This window comes from Streptomyces sp. NPDC034049, assembly GCF_055575575.1.
Genome location: NZ_JBVISJ010000013.1, coordinates 201,834 through 216,990, shown reverse-complemented (window position 1 = coordinate 216,990; position 15,157 = coordinate 201,834). Strand labels below are relative to the sequence as shown.

17 protein-coding genes are annotated in these 15,157 nt (G+C 71.8%); 8 read left to right on the top strand and 9 right to left on the bottom strand.

Annotated elements, in window-relative coordinates; genetic code table 11:
• Both ACZ52C_RS31785 and ACZ52C_RS31780 read right to left on the bottom strand, forming a co-directional pair.
• Nucleotides 1-252 carry a DUF397 domain-containing protein gene (locus ACZ52C_RS31785; RefSeq protein WP_086804512.1) on the bottom strand — a complete coding sequence of 84 codons (252 nt, stop codon included), beginning with the start codon at nt 250-252 and terminating at the stop codon, nt 1-3.
• 3 nt (nt 253-255) lie between these two features.
• Nucleotides 256-1,077 (bottom strand): helix-turn-helix domain-containing protein, encoded by an 822-nt coding sequence (locus ACZ52C_RS31780; RefSeq protein ID WP_469078017.1) that lies wholly within the window; start codon nt 1,075-1,077, stop codon nt 256-258.
• 304 nt (nt 1,078-1,381) lie between these two features.
• Here ACZ52C_RS31780 and ACZ52C_RS31775 point away from each other — a divergent pair, with 304 nt between their 5' ends.
• Nucleotides 1,382-2,794, top strand: coding sequence for a hypothetical protein (locus ACZ52C_RS31775; RefSeq protein ID WP_469077979.1), 1,413 nt, complete (start codon nt 1,382-1,384; stop codon nt 2,792-2,794).
• A 28-nt stretch (nt 2,795-2,822) separates the two neighbouring features.
• On the opposite strand, the gene ACZ52C_RS31770 is transcribed toward ACZ52C_RS31775, so the two are convergent.
• Nucleotides 2,823-3,677, bottom strand: coding sequence for an SDR family NAD(P)-dependent oxidoreductase (locus ACZ52C_RS31770; protein WP_469077978.1), 855 nt, complete (start codon nt 3,675-3,677; stop codon nt 2,823-2,825).
• 304 nt (nt 3,678-3,981) lie between these two features.
• Between ACZ52C_RS31770 and ACZ52C_RS31765 the strand changes: the two genes are divergently transcribed.
• The 3 genes from ACZ52C_RS31765 (at nt 3,982) to ACZ52C_RS31755 (ending at nt 5,604) form a co-directional block, all read left to right on the top strand.
• On the top strand, nt 3,982-4,368 hold the full coding sequence (locus tag ACZ52C_RS31765) for an ATP-binding protein (RefSeq protein WP_469077977.1): 387 nt from the start codon (nt 3,982-3,984) through the stop codon (nt 4,366-4,368).
• A 14-nt stretch (nt 4,369-4,382) separates the two neighbouring features.
• Nucleotides 4,383-4,934 carry a DUF6624 domain-containing protein gene (locus ACZ52C_RS31760; protein WP_469077976.1) on the top strand — a complete coding sequence of 184 codons (552 nt, stop codon included), beginning with the start codon at nt 4,383-4,385 and terminating at the stop codon, nt 4,932-4,934.
• A gap of 97 nt (nt 4,935-5,031) precedes the next feature.
• Nucleotides 5,032-5,604 (top strand): GNAT family N-acetyltransferase, encoded by a 573-nt coding sequence (locus tag ACZ52C_RS31755; protein WP_469077975.1) that lies wholly within the window; start codon nt 5,032-5,034, stop codon nt 5,602-5,604.
• On the opposite strand, the gene mraY is transcribed toward ACZ52C_RS31755, so the two are convergent.
• Nucleotides 5,580-6,647 (bottom strand): phospho-N-acetylmuramoyl-pentapeptide-transferase, encoded by a 1,068-nt coding sequence (gene mraY, locus ACZ52C_RS31750; RefSeq protein WP_469077974.1) that lies wholly within the window; start codon nt 6,645-6,647, stop codon nt 5,580-5,582. The two genes, ACZ52C_RS31755 and mraY, sit on opposite strands and share 25 nt — an antisense overlap.
• 325 nt (nt 6,648-6,972) lie before the next feature.
• Between mraY and ACZ52C_RS31745 the strand changes: the two genes are divergently transcribed.
• The gene (locus ACZ52C_RS31745) at nt 6,973-7,473 is read left to right on the top strand and encodes a hypothetical protein (protein WP_469077973.1); all 501 of its coding nucleotides are present in this window, start codon (nt 6,973-6,975) and stop codon (nt 7,471-7,473) included.
• A 21-nt stretch (nt 7,474-7,494) separates the two neighbouring features.
• Here the strand turns inward: ACZ52C_RS31745 and ACZ52C_RS31740 are convergent, their stop codons facing one another.
• The 3 genes from ACZ52C_RS31740 to ACZ52C_RS31730 all read right to left on the bottom strand — a co-directional run bounded on the left by ACZ52C_RS31740 (nt 7,495) and on the right by ACZ52C_RS31730 (nt 10,604).
• Entirely contained in the window at nt 7,495-8,463 is a 969-nt protein-coding gene (locus ACZ52C_RS31740) for an aldo/keto reductase (RefSeq protein ID WP_469077972.1), read from the bottom strand.
• A gap of 64 nt (nt 8,464-8,527) precedes the next feature.
• Nucleotides 8,528-9,847, bottom strand: coding sequence for an MFS transporter (locus ACZ52C_RS31735; protein ID WP_469077971.1), 1,320 nt, complete (start codon nt 9,845-9,847; stop codon nt 8,528-8,530).
• A 145-nt stretch (nt 9,848-9,992) separates the two neighbouring features.
• Nucleotides 9,993-10,604 (bottom strand): LysE/ArgO family amino acid transporter, encoded by a 612-nt coding sequence (locus tag ACZ52C_RS31730; protein ID WP_469078016.1) that lies wholly within the window; start codon nt 10,602-10,604, stop codon nt 9,993-9,995.
• A 78-nt stretch (nt 10,605-10,682) separates the two neighbouring features.
• On the opposite strand from ACZ52C_RS31730, the gene ACZ52C_RS31725 reads away from it, so the two are divergent.
• Nucleotides 10,683-11,591: a LysR family transcriptional regulator ArgP gene (locus tag ACZ52C_RS31725; protein WP_469077970.1), complete on the top strand. Its 909-nt coding sequence runs from the start codon at nt 10,683-10,685 to the stop codon at nt 11,589-11,591.
• A gap of 9 nt (nt 11,592-11,600) precedes the next feature.
• Here ACZ52C_RS31725 and ACZ52C_RS31720 read toward each other — a convergent pair whose 3' ends face one another.
• Nucleotides 11,601-12,284 (bottom strand): NUDIX domain-containing protein, encoded by a 684-nt coding sequence (locus tag ACZ52C_RS31720; RefSeq protein WP_469077969.1) that lies wholly within the window; start codon nt 12,282-12,284, stop codon nt 11,601-11,603.
• Nucleotides 12,285-12,387: 103 nt separating this feature from the next.
• Between ACZ52C_RS31720 and ACZ52C_RS31715 the strand changes: the two genes are divergently transcribed.
• Both ACZ52C_RS31715 and ACZ52C_RS31710 read left to right on the top strand, forming a co-directional pair.
• A complete protein-coding gene (locus ACZ52C_RS31715; RefSeq protein ID WP_469077968.1) occupies nt 12,388-13,062 on the top strand; it encodes an AIM24 family protein in 675 nt (224 codons plus the stop codon).
• A gap of 108 nt (nt 13,063-13,170) precedes the next feature.
• The gene (locus tag ACZ52C_RS31710) at nt 13,171-13,800 is read left to right on the top strand and encodes an alpha-ketoglutarate-dependent dioxygenase AlkB (RefSeq protein WP_469077967.1); all 630 of its coding nucleotides are present in this window, start codon (nt 13,171-13,173) and stop codon (nt 13,798-13,800) included.
• Nucleotides 13,801-13,838: 38 nt separating this feature from the next.
• Here the strand turns inward: ACZ52C_RS31710 and ACZ52C_RS31705 are convergent, their stop codons facing one another.
• On the bottom strand, nt 13,839-15,050 hold the full coding sequence (locus ACZ52C_RS31705) for an FAD-dependent monooxygenase (protein WP_469077966.1): 1,212 nt from the start codon (nt 15,048-15,050) through the stop codon (nt 13,839-13,841).
• Nucleotides 15,051-15,157: the final 107 nt, after the last annotated feature.

The window sequence follows — 15,157 nt, the reverse complement described above, 5'->3', positions numbered from 1 at the left end:
TCAGGCGATCAGAAAGTCCGCCTCCCCCGCCTTCGCCCCCTCCAGGAACGCCACCATCTCCTCCCGCGAGTAGATGAGGGCCGGCCCCTCCGGATCGGTGGACTGCCGGAACGCGACCCGGCCGTCGGGCAGCCGCTTGGCCTCCACACAGGAACCGCCGTTCGTACCGCTCCAGGGCTTGCGCCAGCCCTCGGCGCCTAGTTCGGGAGCGGGCAGGCCGCTCGGGACGGGGCCGTCGGGTGTCCTTGCCATGTGTCACAACTCCTTGCGTAGTGCCGCCAGGATGTCCCTGGTCCGAGCCACCGGTTCCGCCTGCACGGACATCCGGTCCAGGACCTCCAGATAGGTCACGACGTCCACGGGCTGGTCGACGTACTGGGCGCCCGCGAGACCCTCGGTGTAGACGATGTCGGGGAGTTCGGAGAAGCCGAACCGGAAGTAGTGGAAGGGGCCGTACGCCCCGGGGTGGGGTCCGGCCGCGAACCGCATGATCTGGATCCTGACCTTGGGCCGTTCCGTCGCCTCGACGAGCCGGTCGATCTGCTCCCGCATGACCTCCGGGCCGCCCACCGGCCGGCGCAGCACGGTCTCGTCGAGGATGGCCCAGATGGCCGGTGCCTCGGGTTTGACCAGCAGGTCCTGGCGTCTCAGGCGCAGGGCGACGTGCCGATCCACCTCCTCGGGGCTCGCGTTGGGGAAGCCGACCCGGATGAGGGCGGCCGCGTAGTCGTGGGTCTGCAACAGGCCCGGCACGTACTGGGGTTCGTAGAGCCGGATGACAGCGGCTTCGCTCTCCAGGCTCACGTATGCGCTGAACCACTCGGGCAGCACGTCGCGGAACTTGTGCCACCAGCCGGGCTGGTTGGCCTCGCGGGCGAGGGAGAGGAAGTCCTCGATCTCCTTGCCTGAGACCCCGTAGGTGCGCAGCAGCTCCTTCACGTAGGGGATGCGGAGGCCGACCTCGGCCTTCTCCATACGGCGGACCGTCAGTGCGGTGACCTCGATGGCGCGGGCGGCTTCCTCGAAGGAGACGCCGGCCCGCTCCCGCAGCTGGCGGAGCCGTCTGCCGAGGACCATGCGCAGGACGGTGGGCGCCGCGGGAGCGCTCCCTCCGACGCGGGTCTCACTCACGGGCAACCTCCCGGGGCGGGATTCACAGCGTGCAGTGTGCCACGCGATCCGTTGACACGGACAGGTCCTCGCGGTTCATTCTGAAATTATCAGAACGCAGGTTGCGGGCTGAGCCGTTCGGCCACCATAGTGATCGAGTGACCTACCGCACACGCTGCGCGAGGTCCTTTCGAACTCCTCCGGCCCGCCCAGGAGTTGGCGCCACGGCGGGCAGGGGTCAAGCCGCGCGCCGACACGATGCGACACCTGGATGGCCGCCGTGACGAACGGATTACCAAGGAGCCCGGTCAAAGGGGCCGGCGGGCCCAACAAGCCGCTGGCCACAGCTCTGAAGGAGGCGGGCTGCTCGTACGCGTCCCTCGCCCTGCGGGTCAATGAACTGGGCCGCTGTCAGGGCGCGGACACCAACTACGACAAGGCCTCCGTCACCCGTTGGCTCCAGGGCCAGCAACCACGCGGAAACACACCGGAGTTGATCGCCGCGGTCCTCGGCGAACGGCTGGGCCGCGCGCTCACTCCGGCCGACCTCGGTTTTCCGCTCGACCGCGGACGGCCGGTGACGGGACGGGCGCTGATGTACGTCGAGAACGTGGCCGAGACCCTCCACACCCTGGCCGAGCTGGGCTCCACCGACATCGCGCGCCGCAGTCTGCTCGGTGCGGTGCCGTTCGTGCCGGGTGCCCTGACGAACCCCCAACGCGCCTGGCTGCTCTGGCTGGTGGAGAGCCGTGACGCGCCCCGGCTCGCGGCGGTGTCGGGGGGCGGGCCGGTGGAGCAGGTCCACGCGATGCTCCGCATGTTCGACGAGATGGACAATCACTACGGGGGAGGCGGGATCCGCACGAGCATCGTGCAGTACCTCACCACCGAGGTGATCCCCCTGCTCCAGCAGCGCGGTCTCACCCCGCACCACCGCCGCGAGCTGTTCGCCGCCGCCGCCCGGCTGGCCGCCATGGCGGGCTGGAGCTCGTACGACGCCGGGGAGTACGGCCTGGCCCAGCGGTACATGACGCAGGGGCTCAGGCTCTGTGCGGAGGGCCGCGACCATGTGCTGGGCGGGCAGATCCTGGCGGGGCTGTCCCATCTGGCGACCAGTCTGGGCCGCCCCGACGAGGGTGTGGCGCTGGCCCGGGCCGGGGTCGCCACCGCGAAGGACTCGGGCAGCCCCCTCGGTCTGATGCGGCTGCACGCCATGTCCGCGCGCGGCCACGCGGCGCTGGGCCGGCCCCGCGAGACCGCCGAGGCACTGCGCGCCGCCGAGAAGCAGCTCGACGCGAGCCGGGGTGCCGCCGAGGAGTCGCCCTGGGTGCGGTTCCTCGACCACCACTACCTCCAGGCCGAGTCCGCGCTCTGCTTCCGTGACCTGGGCCTCGCCGCGCAGGCCGAGCACACGGCCGGCGCGTCGGTGCGGGCCCACGCCGACCGCCGCCGACGCCAGGCCATCAGCCGTTCCGTGCTCGCGACGGCCCACCTCCAGCAGAACCGCCTCGACGAGGCCGTCGCCACTGCCTCGGACGCGCTCGAAGCGCTCAGCGGTGTGCACAGCGAGCGGTCCATCCAGGCCCTCCGCGACTTCCGGGGCCGACTGGCGTCCCGCCGCCACGAACCCCTCGTACAGGACTTCGAACGCCGGTCGCGTGTGGTGCTGGGGGCGGCCGCCTGAGGTGGCAGTGCCGCGGCGGACAGCCGCCTCAGTAGCCGTCCGGCGAGGGCGCGTTCTGGGCCCGGTCCACCGGCAGGTGGGCGCCGGAGACACCGGTCGCCCAGTCGGAGAGCAGGAACACCACCGTACGGGCCACCTCGTGCGGGGTGACGGGCGCACCGGTCGGCAACTCCGCCCCGACGAACGCCTCGTACGCCCGCGGCTCCTCCCGGCGCATCCGGTCCCAGCGGCGCCCCGGGACCAGCATCGAACCCGGCGAGACGGTGTTGACGCGGACGCGGTCCGGGCCCAGCTCACGGGCCAGGGAGGCGGCCAGCTGGACCAGGGCGCTCTTCGCGACCCCGTACTGGGCGGGCGGACCGGGCTTCCAGCCCGAGACCGAACCGATCAGCACGACCGAGCCGCCGCCGGCCGCGCGCAGGTGCGGCAGCGCGGCGCGGACGAGACGGGTGGCGTGCCCGACGTTCAGTTCCCAGGTGGCCGCCCAGTCGGCGCCGTCCGCCTGCTCGAACGCGTCGCCGCCCCGGGAACCGCCGACACAGGCGACGAGCCCGTCGAGACCGCCTGTGCGGCCCGCCGGGACGAAGCGTTTCGCCACAGCAGTGACGAAGTCCTCCAGCCGTCCGAGCTCGGTGACGTCGAGCGCGTCGGTGAACAGCCTGGCCCGTTCCTCCGCCGTCAAGGAGTCGCCCAATGCCGTCAGCCCCGCCGTCCGGCGCGCACAGGTCGCCACCTCGGCCCCCTCGGCGAGCAGGAGCCGTACGACCCCCTCGCCCAGCCCCCGGGTGCCCCCGGTGACCACCACCCTCTTGCCCCGCATACCGGGCCACCCGGCGGGGACGTACCGCTCCCGCGGGGCCGGGCTCTCGTCGACGTTCACCATGGTGGGGAACCTATACAGCGGGCGCCACTACCCGCCCGCACCTGCACAACCCCTCCACCACCTGGTGTTTTGTGTGCCCGGTGCTGTTGTCTTCGACAACAGCACCCCCAGGAGAACCACCTTCGAGGATGTGGAGGAACTCGATGACGGCGGTCAGTGTCGGCAGGTCCCGCCGACGGATCCCAGCCGCGACTGCGCACGACCCCGGATGGAGCGTCCACGACACCCCGTCCGGCGGGGCCGGACGACCCCCGGGTGCGGTGAGGTTGCCTTGATCTCCGTCGAGAGGCCCCGCCTCTTCCGGATGGCGGTACCCGCGCACCCGTCGTGCGCCGCCGGAGTGCGCCGTACGGTGGCGGCGCACCTCGCCCGTTGGGAACTGTCCGCGATCGTCGACGACGCGGTCCTCGCCACCGACGAACTCTTCGCCAACGCGGTCCGGCACGCGAGCGCCGACCCCGCCGACACCATCGCCGTGGTCCTCGAGTGCTCCGGGCGCGAACTGCGCGTCACACTGGCCGACCCCTCGCCCGTGCCGCCCCGGGCTCGCGCGGTGACCTCGTTCGCCGAGTCCGGGCGAGGGCTGTCCATCGTCTCCGCGCTGGCCGACGACTGGGGCACCGAGCCGCCGGACACGGGGGACGTGGGCAAGAAGGTGTGGTTCTCGCTCGCCGTCCGGGAGCCGGTGTGAAGGGCGCCCCGGCCATGGAACCCGTCTCGGAACCCACGCCCGGCACCGGGTCGCCCCGCGAGCGGGTCCTCGCCGCCGAGCTGATCCGCCGGGCCGAGGACGAACGGCGGCTCGCCCGGGAGGCCCGGTCCGCGCCCACCGCACGGGCCCGGGAGCGTATCGCCGCGTGCCACAGCGGCAACGGCGAGGCCCTGCGCGCGATCGTCGCCCGCCACGGGTGGCCCACCGCCGAGTCGGTCGGTGAACCCGCGTCGACGGCCGCCCTGATGCTCCTGCTGCACTCCCCCGACCTCGGCTTCCAGCTCGCCTGCCGCGACCTGATCGCCGAGGCGGTCGCGGACGGCCGCTGCCCGGCCGTGCACCACGCGTACATCGCCGACCACTGCGCCGTCGCCCTGAGCCAGCCGCAGTTCTACGGCACCCGCATCGACCCCGGCACCCTCTTCCCCTACCCGATCCGCCACCCCGAGTCCGTCGACGAACGCCGCAGGGACGTGGGCCTCGGCCCCCTGACCGACCACCTGCGAGCGGTACGCCTCGACCTGGGGGCGAGCGGCGGACTGTGAACCACGGTGTGCCCGCGGTACACGCCGGGTCCGGGTCGGCGTCCTCGCCCCGGATATTCGATCGCCCCCCGCCTCGCGGTCGCGTTACGTTCGCCCCATGCCCGACCTACGAACCGAACGCCTCCTCCTGCGCGACTGGCGGGAGTCCGACCTCGCTCCCTGGGCGGCCATGAACGCCGACCCGGAAGTCCGCGAACACTTCCCGGGTCTCCTCACCAGGGAGCAGAGCGACGCGTCCGCCGCCCGCTTCCAGGCGGACCTCGGCCGGCGGGGCTGGGGGTGGTGGGCCCTGGAGGTGCGGTCCACGGGACGGTTCATCGGCTTCGCCGGGCTCGATCCGGTGGAGGACGACATGCCGTTCTCCGGGGTGGAGGCCGGCTGGCGGCTCGCGCGTACGGCGTGGGGCCACGGCTACGCCACCGAGGCCGGGCGGGCGGTCGTGGACTTCGGCTTCGAGGAGCTGAGGCTCCCGGAGATCCTCGCGGTGACCACGGCCGGCAACCTCCGCTCCCAGGCCGTGATGCGACGCCTCGGCATGACCCGGAACCCGAGCGACGACTTCGACGACCACCCCGTCCCGGAGGGGCCGCCGTGCCACAACGTGGTGTTCCGGCTGGCGCCCGCCGGGCCCCCCGGGTCGGTCGGTCAGCTCGCGGCCCAGCCCGCGTAGAACAAGCCGAGGCCGGCGATCACGCAGATGCCCTGGATGGTCCAGAAGCGGACCACGACCAGAACCTCGGACCAGCCCTTGAGTTCGAAGTGGTGCTGGAGCGGGGCCATCCGGAAGACGCGCTTGCCGGTCAGCTTGAACGAGCCGACCTGGATGACCACCGACATGGTGATCAGGACGAACAGCCCGCCGAGGACGGCCATGAGCAGTTCGGTGCGGGAGCAGATGGCGAGACCGGCGAGCGCGCCGCCGAGTGCCAGGGACCCGGTGTCGCCCATGAAGATCTTGGCGGGCGAGGTGTTCCACCACAGGAACCCGAAGCAGGCACCCATCAGCGCGGCCGCGACGACGGCGAGGTCGAGCGGGTCGCGCACCTCTATGCAGGAGGCGGGGTCGGTGAGTTCGAGGGCGTTGGCGCACGAGTTCTGGAACTGCCACAGGCCGATGAAGGTGTACCCGCCGAAGACCATGACCGACGCGCCGGTGGCGAGGCCGTCCAGACCGTCGGTCAGGTTCACCCCGTTCGACATGGCGAGGATCATGAACAGGGCCCAGACGACGAACAGCACCGGCCCGATGGTCCAGCCGAAGTCGGTGACGAACGACACCTTCAGGGAGGCCGCCGTCTGGCCCCGTTCGTCAGCGAACCGGATGGCGAGCAGGGCGAACACGATGCCGACGATCAGCTGCCCGGCCATCTTGGCCCCGGCCCGCAGCCCCAGCGACCGCCGCTTCACGATCTTGATGTAGTCGTCCAGGAAACCGACCACGCCCATGCCCGCCATGAGGAAGAGCACCAGGAAACCGGGGTAGGTCGGACTCTCCCCGGTGATGACCTTGGTCGCGGCGTAGGCGACGAGGGTGGCCAGGATGAAGGCGATACCGCCCATGGTGGGCGTACCGCGCTTGCCGGCGTGGCCGCGCGGGCCGTCGTCGCGGATGAACTGGCCGTATCCCTTTCGGGCCAGCAGCTTGATCAGCAGCGGAGTGCCGATCAGCGTCAGGAACAGGCCGATGGCCCCGGCGTACAGGATCTGGTTCATCGGACGGTGGTCTCCCCCTCGGTCGCGCTCGGACACGCGACTGCCGCACCGGTGTCGCTCTTTCTCACGGGCCCCACCCTATGCAGTCACCTGATCTTCGTACCGCGCTGGGTAGTTGACGGACGTCCGAGGAAGCGCGGCCCGGTCGCCGGGTCACTCGAAACGGTGCTCAGGGGGTGAACCGTCCCGCCGCGATCCCCCCGGGCCCGCGCGGGCGCCCGCCCGGCGTCGCGGGCGTCGACCGACGAGGCGGCACGAACCGTCTCGCCGCTCCCCCACCGGCCCACCGCTCGCGCACCCGGGCGAGGCTGAGACACTGCACGTCATGGCCTCCTTCACTCCCGCGCGCGCGTTGCTGATGCTGACCACCGGGCTCACCTGTCTGCTGATGGCGGGCGGCGCCCTCATCGGCGCGCTGATCGGCGGCGGCCCCGTGGCCCTGGGGGCGGCGGTGTGCGCCGGGCTGGTCGGCATGGTGGGCTCGCTCATCGTGCGGCGACGGGCCATGGCGCACTTCGCCATGGCCCAGCGGCAGGCCGGGCAGCGGGGCTACGCGGAGGGCATCGCACACGGCGTGCTCATCCATGTGACGGCCTACGAGGCCGCCGTCTTCCCCCGCACCGGGCCGAGCGGGGTCAGTACCGAGGAGCGCGAGGCCCGCCGCACCATCGCCTACCGCATGGCCGCCCTCGACGAGGTGCCCCAACGGGTGCGCCTGGCCGCCGCGGACGCCCTCGCGCTCCTGGACAAGACCGACCGCGAGGGCGCCGAGGAAGCCCTGGCCCGGCTCGCCACGACCGTGCGCCTGGAGTACTCCCGGCTGTGAGACCTACGGCCCCGCGGCCGCTCAGTGGCCGCTGATCGCGCGCGGGGTGTAGGGCCGCTCCAGTTCCTCGGTCTCCTTCTCCGTCAGGGTGACGTCGAGTGAGGCCACGGCGTCGGCGAGATGGTGGGGCTTGGTGGCGCCGACGATGGGGGCGGTGACCGTGGGCCGGCTCAGCAGCCAGGCGAGGGCGACCTGCGCGCGGGGCACGCCGCGCTCACCGGCGATCCGGGTGACGGCGTCGACGATCTCCCGGTCGCCCTCCTGGTAGAGGGTCTTGCCGAACTCGTCGGTCTCGGCGCGCGCGGTGACGGTGTTCCAGTCCCGGGTGAGGCGGCCGCGCGCGAGCGGGCTCCAGGGCAGCGTGGCGACGCTCTGGTCCTCGCACAGCGGGAGCATCTCGCGCTCCTCCTCGCGGTAGAGGAGGTTGTAGTGGTTCTGCATGGACACGAACCGTGTCCAGCCGTTCAGCCGGGCGGTGTGCTGCATCTTCGCGAACTGCCAGGCGTACATCGAACTCGCCCCGAGATAGCGGGCCTTGCCCGCCTTGACCACGTCGTGCAGGGCCTCCATCGTCTCCTCGACCGGGGTGTGGGGGTCGAAGCGGTGGATCTGGTAGAGGTCCACGTAGTCGGTGCCGAGGCGCCGCAGGCTGTTGTCGATCTCCGTCATGATCGCCTTGCGGGACAGGCCCCAGGCGTTGGGGCCCTGGTGCATGGCGCCGTTCACCTTGGTCGCGACGACGACCTCCTCGCGGCGCGCGAACTCGGCGAGCGCGCGGCCGACGATCTCCTCGCTGGTGCCGTCGGAGTAGACGTTCGCGGTGTCGAAGAAGTTGATCCCGGCGTCCAGTGCCTGCCGGATCAGCGGGCGGGACGCCTCCGCGTCCAGGGTCCATTCGTGCGTGCCTCGGTCGGGGAGGCCGAAACTCATGCATCCCACACAGATCCGGGACACGTCCAGACCCGTCGAGCCGAGCTTCACGTACTGCATCGTCGCAACTCCTGCCGGTGAGGGGTGGGCTGACAAGCGTACGAAAGAGCGGTGTGCCGAACGGTCAGATCCGGTACCGCCGCAGTGCCGGTGTGGCCGTCGCCAGGATCAGGACCGCCGCGACGACGAGCAGTCCGCCGCCGGCGACGGCCGTACGGGTGCCGAAGGCGGCGCCCGCCGTGCCGTGCAGGACGTCGGCGAGGCGGGGGCCGCCGGCGACGACCACGGTGAAGACGCCCTGCATCCGGCCGCGCATCTCGTCGGTCGCGGCGGAGAGCAGGATGGCGCCCCGGAAGACCATCGAGACCATGTCGGCGACTCCGGCGACGACGAGGAACACCACCGCGAACCACAGGCTGGTGCTCAGCCCGAAGCCCGTGATGGCCGCGCCCCAGGCCATGACGGCGGCGATCACCATCAGTCCGTGGCGGTGGGAGCGGGAGAAGGTGCCCGACATCAGTCCGCCGACGACGGCCCCGACGGGGATCGCGGCGAACAGCAGGCCGAGGGCGAGACCCTCGCCGTAGGGCGCGTACGTGGTGGCGGCCAGCTGCGGGAAGAGGGCGCGGGGCATGCCCAGGACCATCGCGATGATGTCGGCGAGGAAGGACAGCAGCAGCACCTTGTGCAGGGCGATGTAGCGGAAGCCCGCGAGCACCTCCCGCAGGCCGGCACGCCCCTTCGTGGTGGCGTCCAGGGGCGGCAGGGAGGGCAGCCGGTGCACGGCCCAGAGCGTGACGCAGAGGGCCAGCGCGTCGAGGAGATACAGCTCGGCCAGGCCGATCACCGGGATGAGGGCGCCGGCGAGCAACGGTCCCGCCACCAGGCCGAGTTGCATCACGGTCGAGCCGAGCGCGGCGGCCGCCGGAAGTTCCTCGGCGGGGACCAGGCGGGCCACGGAGGCGTTGCGGGCGGGTGAGTTGAGGCCGAAGAACGCCTGCTGGAGGGCGAGCAGGGCCATCAGCGTCCACACGGATTCGAGGCCGGTGACGGCCTGTACCCAGAACAGCACCGAGGTGACGGCGATGCCGGTGTTGGTGACGAGCAGCAGCGTGCGGCGGTCGACGCTGTCGGCGACCGCGCCGCCCCAGAGCGCGAAGACGACCAGGGGCAGCAGGCCGGCGAGGCTCGCGTAGCCGACCCAGGCGGAGGAGCCGGTGATGTCGTAGATCTGCTTGGGGACGGCGACGGCGGTCAGCTGGCTGCCGACGGCGGTGACGATGGTCGAGGACCACAGGCGCCGGTAGGCCGGGCGGCGCAGCGGGCGGGTGTCCATCGCCCAGTGGCGCCGGCCCCTGCGGGCCGGCGCCGTCGGGGCGTCGTCCGCCGCGCTGTCGTCCTCCGGTGCGGTGTCGTCGTCGGCGCTGCTCTGGGTGGTGTCCACGGGCATCCTGATGCTCGATACATCTTTCGATACGGGCACCACTATCGCGGAGATCACCGCCGCCGGGACAGGCGATTTCGCCGCCGTCTCACATGCTGTCGCCGAACCCCCGCGGGCCCTTGGACCCGTCCGCGTCCGCCGTGGCTCAGGCTCCGGCGATCAGCATCCCGCCGAGGACGAGCATGGTCACCGCGACCAGACCGTCGAGGACCCGCCAGGCCGACGGGCGGGCCAGGAAGCGGCTGAGCAGCCGGGCGCCGAAGCCCAGGGCGGCGAACCAGCAGAGGCTGGCGAGGCCGGCGCCGAGGCCGAAGGTCCACCGCAGGGGGCCGCGGTCGGAGGCGATGGAGCCGAGCAGGAACACGGTGTCCAGGTAGACGTGCGGGTTGAGCCAGGTCAGCGCCAGACAGGTGAGGACGGCCCGGCGCCGTGAGCCCGCCGCCCCGCTCCCGCTCTCCGCGCGCAGCGCGTCGTCGCCGGGCCGCAGGACGCGGCGGGCGGCCAGCGCGCCGTAGACCAGGAGGAAGCCGCCGCCGACCAGGGCGATGGCCGTCAGCGCGCCGGGCCAGGCGACGACCACCGCGCCGACCCCGGCGACGCCGAGGGCGATCAGCACCGCGTCGGAGAGGGCGCAGATGGCCACGACCGGGAGCACGGCGTCGCGGTGCAGGCCTTGGCGGAGGACGAAGGCGTTCTGGGCGCCGATGGCGACGATGAGGGAGAGGCCGGTGCCGAAGCCGGCCGCGAGGGCTGTCATTTCGCTGAACACCCCCACGACGGTAGGAAACCCACCGCCATGCGTACAGCTAAAGATTCTTACGTATCATTAGCGCTCGTGATGTCTCAGCTTCCGCTCGACCTGGTGCGCACCCTGCTCGTCGTGGTGGACGAGGGCACCTTCGACGCGGCGGCGGGTGCCCTGCATGTGACGCCGTCGGCGGTCAGCCAGCGGGTCAAGGCGCTGGAGCAGCGGGTCGGCCGGGTCCTGCTGATCCGGGAGAAGCCGGTGCGTCCGACGGAGTCCGGTGAGGTGATCGTCCGGTTCGCGCGTCAGCTGGCCCGTCTCGAACACGACGCGCACGCCGCGCTCGGGATGACGGGCGCCGGGGAGAGCACGCGGGTGTCGATCGCGGTGAACGCCGACTCGCTGGCCACCTGGTTCCTGCCCGCCCTGACCCGGGTGCCGGAGGAACTGCGTCCCTGTTACGAACTGCTCCGGGAGGACGAGCAGCACACGGCACGGCTGCTGCGTGAGGGGCTCGTGATGGCCGCGGTCACCTCGGCGCCGGACGCGGTGGCCGGCTGTTCGGTCCGGCCGCTCGGCCGGATGAGGTACCGGCCGTGTGCCGCGCCCGCCTTCGCGGAGCGGTGGCTCGGCGCCGGATCGGGCACACCGCTGAGGGACCTGATCGCCGACGCGCCGGTGGTGTTCTTCGACCGGCGGGACGAGTTCCAGGACGCCTTCGTCCGGCGGCTGACGCGGGGCCGCCCGGCCGGTCCCCGCCGGCACTACGTGCCGACCTCGGAGGGTTTCGTGGACGCCGTGGCCGCCGGCATGGGCTGGGGCATGGTGCCCGCCGCCCAGGCCGGACGGCTGCTCGACAGCGGCCGGCTCGTCGACCTGGCGCCCGAGCGGTCCATGGACGCCCAGCTGTTCTGGCAGCAGTGGAAGCTGGACTCTCCCGCGCTGACGGCGGTGGCGGAGGCGGTCGCCGCCGAGGCCGCCGAGGCGCTCGACCCCTGAGCGCTGCCGTCAGGACTCGCGACCGGCGCCGAACGGCCCGTCCAGCGCCGCCCATTGGAGCAGCATGATGGTCTTGGCGTCGGCGATCTCCCCGCTGCGGATCATCTCCAGGGCCCGGCGGAAGGGCAGTTCGACGAGTTCGATGTCCTCGCCCTCCTCCTCCAGCCCGCCGCCCTCGTGGGTGCGGGTCGACGGTCCGTACGGGGCGGCGTAGAAGCTGACGCGTTCGGTGACCGAGCCGGGGCTCATGTAGATGTCGAAGACGTGCTGGATCTCGCCGATGGTGTGGCCGGTCTCCTCCACGACCTCGCGCCGCACGGCGACCTCGGGGTGCTCGTCCTCGTCGTCGAGCAGGCCGCCCGGCGTCTCGACGAGCATCCCGTCGGGATGGCCGTTGACGTACACCGGGTAGCGGAACTGCCGGGTGAGCAGCACGGTTTCGCGGTCGGTGTCGTAGAGCAGGACGGTGGCGCCGTTGCCGCGGTCGTGCGTCTCACGCTCCTGCGTGCTCCAGGTGCCGTCGGCGTGCTGGAAGTCGAAGGTCGTCGTGCGCTCCACGTACCAGTGACTGGAGAGCAGGCGCACGTCGCGCACCTTGACGCGCGGGTTGCCGGTCAGGTCGCGGCCGGTGCGGTCGAGCCCGGTGCGGCCCCGGCGGTCCGGGAGGTCGACACCGGCGGTCTTGTCGGTCATGCGTCCGCTTCTACCAGTCCGGTCGAGATGTTGTCATGCTCCTCAATTCGCTTGCCGCGCGCGTCGCTTGGCGGAATCGGGCAGTCCGGGACAGCATGCCCGTATGAAGAGCGATCTTTTCTCCAACGAGAACATGGTCCAGCCGGCGTACGCGCCGGGGATGAGCGTCCAGAACGCCAAGTCGATCAAGTACGCGGTCAACGGCGAGATGCTCGCCCGGCAGGGCGCGATGATCGCCTTCCGGGGGAATCTGCAGTTCGAACGCAAGGGCCAGGGCGTGGGCGGCATGCTCAAGCGCGCGGTCACCGGGGAGGGGCTGGCCCTGATGGCGGTGCGCGGTCAGGGTGAGGCCTGGTTCGCGCACGAGGCGCAGAACTGTTTCATCGTCGACATCGAGCCGGGCGACGTGTTCACCGTCAACGGCCGCAACGTGCTCTGCTTCGACTCGTCGCTGTCGTACGAGATCAAGACGGTGAAGGGCGCCGGCATGACCGGTGGCGGGCTGTTCAACAGCGTCTTCACGGGACAGGGCAGGCTGGGTCTCGTCTGTGACGGCAATCCGCTGGTCATCCCGGTCTCTCCGCAGCTGCCGGTGTTCGTCGACACGGACGCGGTGGTGGGCTGGACGGCCCACCTCTCCACCTCGCTGCACCGCTCGCAGTCCTTCGGGTCGATGATCCGCGGCGGCTCCGGGGAGGCCGTGCAGCTGAAGCTGGAGGGCGAGGGCTTCGTGGTCGTCCGGCCGAGCGAGGTGACTCCGCAGGCCCAGCAGCACTGAGCGGGCGGGCGAGGAGAGGAGCCGGGCCCGCGAGGTGTCGGCGGGGCCTCGCGGGCCTGCCCATACGTCGAGCGAACATATTTTCGAATACGGGTGTACGCTGCAGGTATGGCCGCGCACCTCCAGGGCTCCCTCTTCGACCAGTCCGACGACCTCCGCCTCGGCCCCCTCGACGGGCTGCACCGACGTGAGCTGGGTGCCGGGGCGTGGGTCGACGTACTGCCCGGGTGGCTAGGGGGCGCCGACGCGCTGTTCACACAGCTCGCCGAGGACGTGCCGTGGAAGGCGGAGCGCCGGCAGATGTACGAGCAGGTCGTGGACGTACCACGCCTGCTCGCCTATTACGGCCCGGAGGACCGCCTCCCGCACCCCGTCCTGGACGAGGCCCGGGAGGCTCTGTCCGCGCACTACGGCGCCGAGCTGGGCGAGCCGTTCGCCACGGCCGGGCTCTGTTTCTACCGCGACGGGCGGGACAGTGTGGCCTGGCACGGCGACCGGATCGGGCGGGGCGCCCGGGAGGACACGATGGTGGCCATCCTGTCCGTGGGCGACCCCCGTGACCTCGCCCTGCGTCCGCACGGCGGGGGCGGTCAGACCCGGCGCTTTCCGCAGGGCCACGGCGATCTGATCGTGATGGGCGGCTCCTGCCAGCGCACCTGGGACCACGCGGTGCCCAAGTCGACACGGGCGGTGGGGCCGCGCATCAGCATCCAGTTCCGGCCGCACGGCGTCCGCTAGCGGCCCGTCCCGGCCGTCCCGGGGCCGGCCGCCGCCGGCTACTTCCGTCCGGCGAGGGCCCGCGACTGGGACGTCCGGGCCAGCTTCGGGCCCAGCCAGCGCTTGAGGCGGCGCAGGGCCTCCAGTCGGCCGGCCGCGCGGTCGAGGCGGTAGTAGAGCTGCGGCGGCACGTACGGCAGCAGCGGGGAGTGCCGCTGGCCGAGGAGCGCGAACATCTGCTCCGGCGGGAGGTCGATGTACCGCTGGATGTTCTCGTACCACCGGGCGCTGTACCGGGCCGCGCTCTGCAGCCGCAGGAGGTCGGACTTGCGTCGCCGTTCGTACGCGGCGAGCGCGACCTCCGTCTCCGGGTGGGCGCCGAGGGCCTCGGCCAGGCAGATGGCGTCCTCCAGGGCGAGGGTGGTGCCCGCGCCGATGGAGTAGTGCGTGGTGTGGGCGGCGTCGCCGAGCAGGACCAGGTTGCCGTGGTGCCAGGCCCGGTTGGTCAGGGTGCGGAAGGTGAGCCATCGGGCGGTGCCGTCGCCCTGGTCGCGGCCGAGCAGCGGGTGGCCGTCGAGGATGTCGGCGAAGAGCTTCTCCAGCAGGGCCAGGCCGTCGGCCGCGCCCAGGCGGTCCAGGCCCAGGCCGCTCAGGGTCCTGGGGGAGCACTCGATGACACAGGTGCTCTGCTCGTCGCTGAACGGATAGGCGTAGGCCCAGATCCAGCCGTGGTCGGTCTCCTGGAAGGAGAAGGTGAAGGCGTCGTGGACCTTGGTCGTGCCCAGCCAGATGTAAGCGTTGCGGCCGAGGACGATGTCGCTGCCGAAGCGGTCGGCGTACCGCTCGCGCACGGCGCTGTTGACTCCGTCGCCCGCGACGACGAGGTCGGCGTCCGGCAGGGCGTCGGCCGTGATCTCGTCCTCGTACTCCACCCGGACGCCGAGGGCGCGGGCCCGGTCCGCGAGCAGTTCGAGCAGGCGACGCCTGCCGATGCCGAAGCCGTCGTCGCCGGGCTGGACGGTCCTGCGGTCGCGGACGTGCGCGACCCCCCTGTTCCAGGTGACGGAGTTCTCGCTGATGGCGAGGGCCGTCTCGGGGTCCTTCTCGCGGAGCTTGTCCAGCAGTTCGGACCAGTAGGTGACGCCCCAGCCGTAGGTCGACCCGGCCGGGTTCCGTTCATGGACGGTGATGTCGTGGGACGGGTCCTGCCGCTTCATCAGGATCGAGAAGTACAGGCTTGCGGGTCCGCCGCCGACGCATGCGATCTTCACGCACACTCCCATTTCGCTGCGCAAAGCGATCAATTGACCACGAAGAGTAGCAGCGTACGACCGCTCCGGAATCGCGCCACTTTGCCCGCGTGACGCCGGCCACGCCC

Bases quoted from the DNA above. Each gene is read 5' to 3' on its own strand.
- ACZ52C_RS31720 (WP_469077969.1), bottom strand. From the start codon at position 12,284: ATGACCGACAAGACCGCCGGTGTCGACCTCCCGGACCGCCGGGGCCGC.
- ACZ52C_RS31745 (WP_469077973.1), top strand. From the start codon at position 6,973: ATGGCCTCCTTCACTCCCGCGCGCGCGTTGCTGATGCTGACCACCGGG.
- ACZ52C_RS31715 (WP_469077968.1), top strand. From the start codon at position 12,388: ATGAAGAGCGATCTTTTCTCCAACGAGAACATGGTCCAGCCGGCGTAC.
- ACZ52C_RS31775 (WP_469077979.1), top strand. From the start codon at position 1,382: ATGGCCGCCGTGACGAACGGATTACCAAGGAGCCCGGTCAAAGGGGCC.
- ACZ52C_RS31710 (WP_469077967.1), top strand. From the start codon at position 13,171: ATGGCCGCGCACCTCCAGGGCTCCCTCTTCGACCAGTCCGACGACCTC.
- mraY (WP_469077974.1), bottom strand. From the start codon at position 6,647: ATGAACCAGATCCTGTACGCCGGGGCCATCGGCCTGTTCCTGACGCTG.
- ACZ52C_RS31765 (WP_469077977.1), top strand. From the start codon at position 3,982: ATGGCGGTACCCGCGCACCCGTCGTGCGCCGCCGGAGTGCGCCGTACG.
- ACZ52C_RS31760 (WP_469077976.1), top strand. From the start codon at position 4,383: ATGGAACCCGTCTCGGAACCCACGCCCGGCACCGGGTCGCCCCGCGAG.
- ACZ52C_RS31730 (WP_469078016.1), bottom strand. From the start codon at position 10,604: ATGACAGCCCTCGCGGCCGGCTTCGGCACCGGCCTCTCCCTCATCGTC.
- ACZ52C_RS31770 (WP_469077978.1), bottom strand. From the start codon at position 3,677: ATGGTGAACGTCGACGAGAGCCCGGCCCCGCGGGAGCGGTACGTCCCC.
- ACZ52C_RS31780 (WP_469078017.1), bottom strand. From the start codon at position 1,077: ATGGTCCTCGGCAGACGGCTCCGCCAGCTGCGGGAGCGGGCCGGCGTC.
- ACZ52C_RS31785 (WP_086804512.1), bottom strand. From the start codon at position 252: ATGGCAAGGACACCCGACGGCCCCGTCCCGAGCGGCCTGCCCGCTCCC.
- ACZ52C_RS31740 (WP_469077972.1), bottom strand. From the start codon at position 8,463: ATGCAGTACGTGAAGCTCGGCTCGACGGGTCTGGACGTGTCCCGGATC.
- ACZ52C_RS31755 (WP_469077975.1), top strand. From the start codon at position 5,032: ATGCCCGACCTACGAACCGAACGCCTCCTCCTGCGCGACTGGCGGGAG.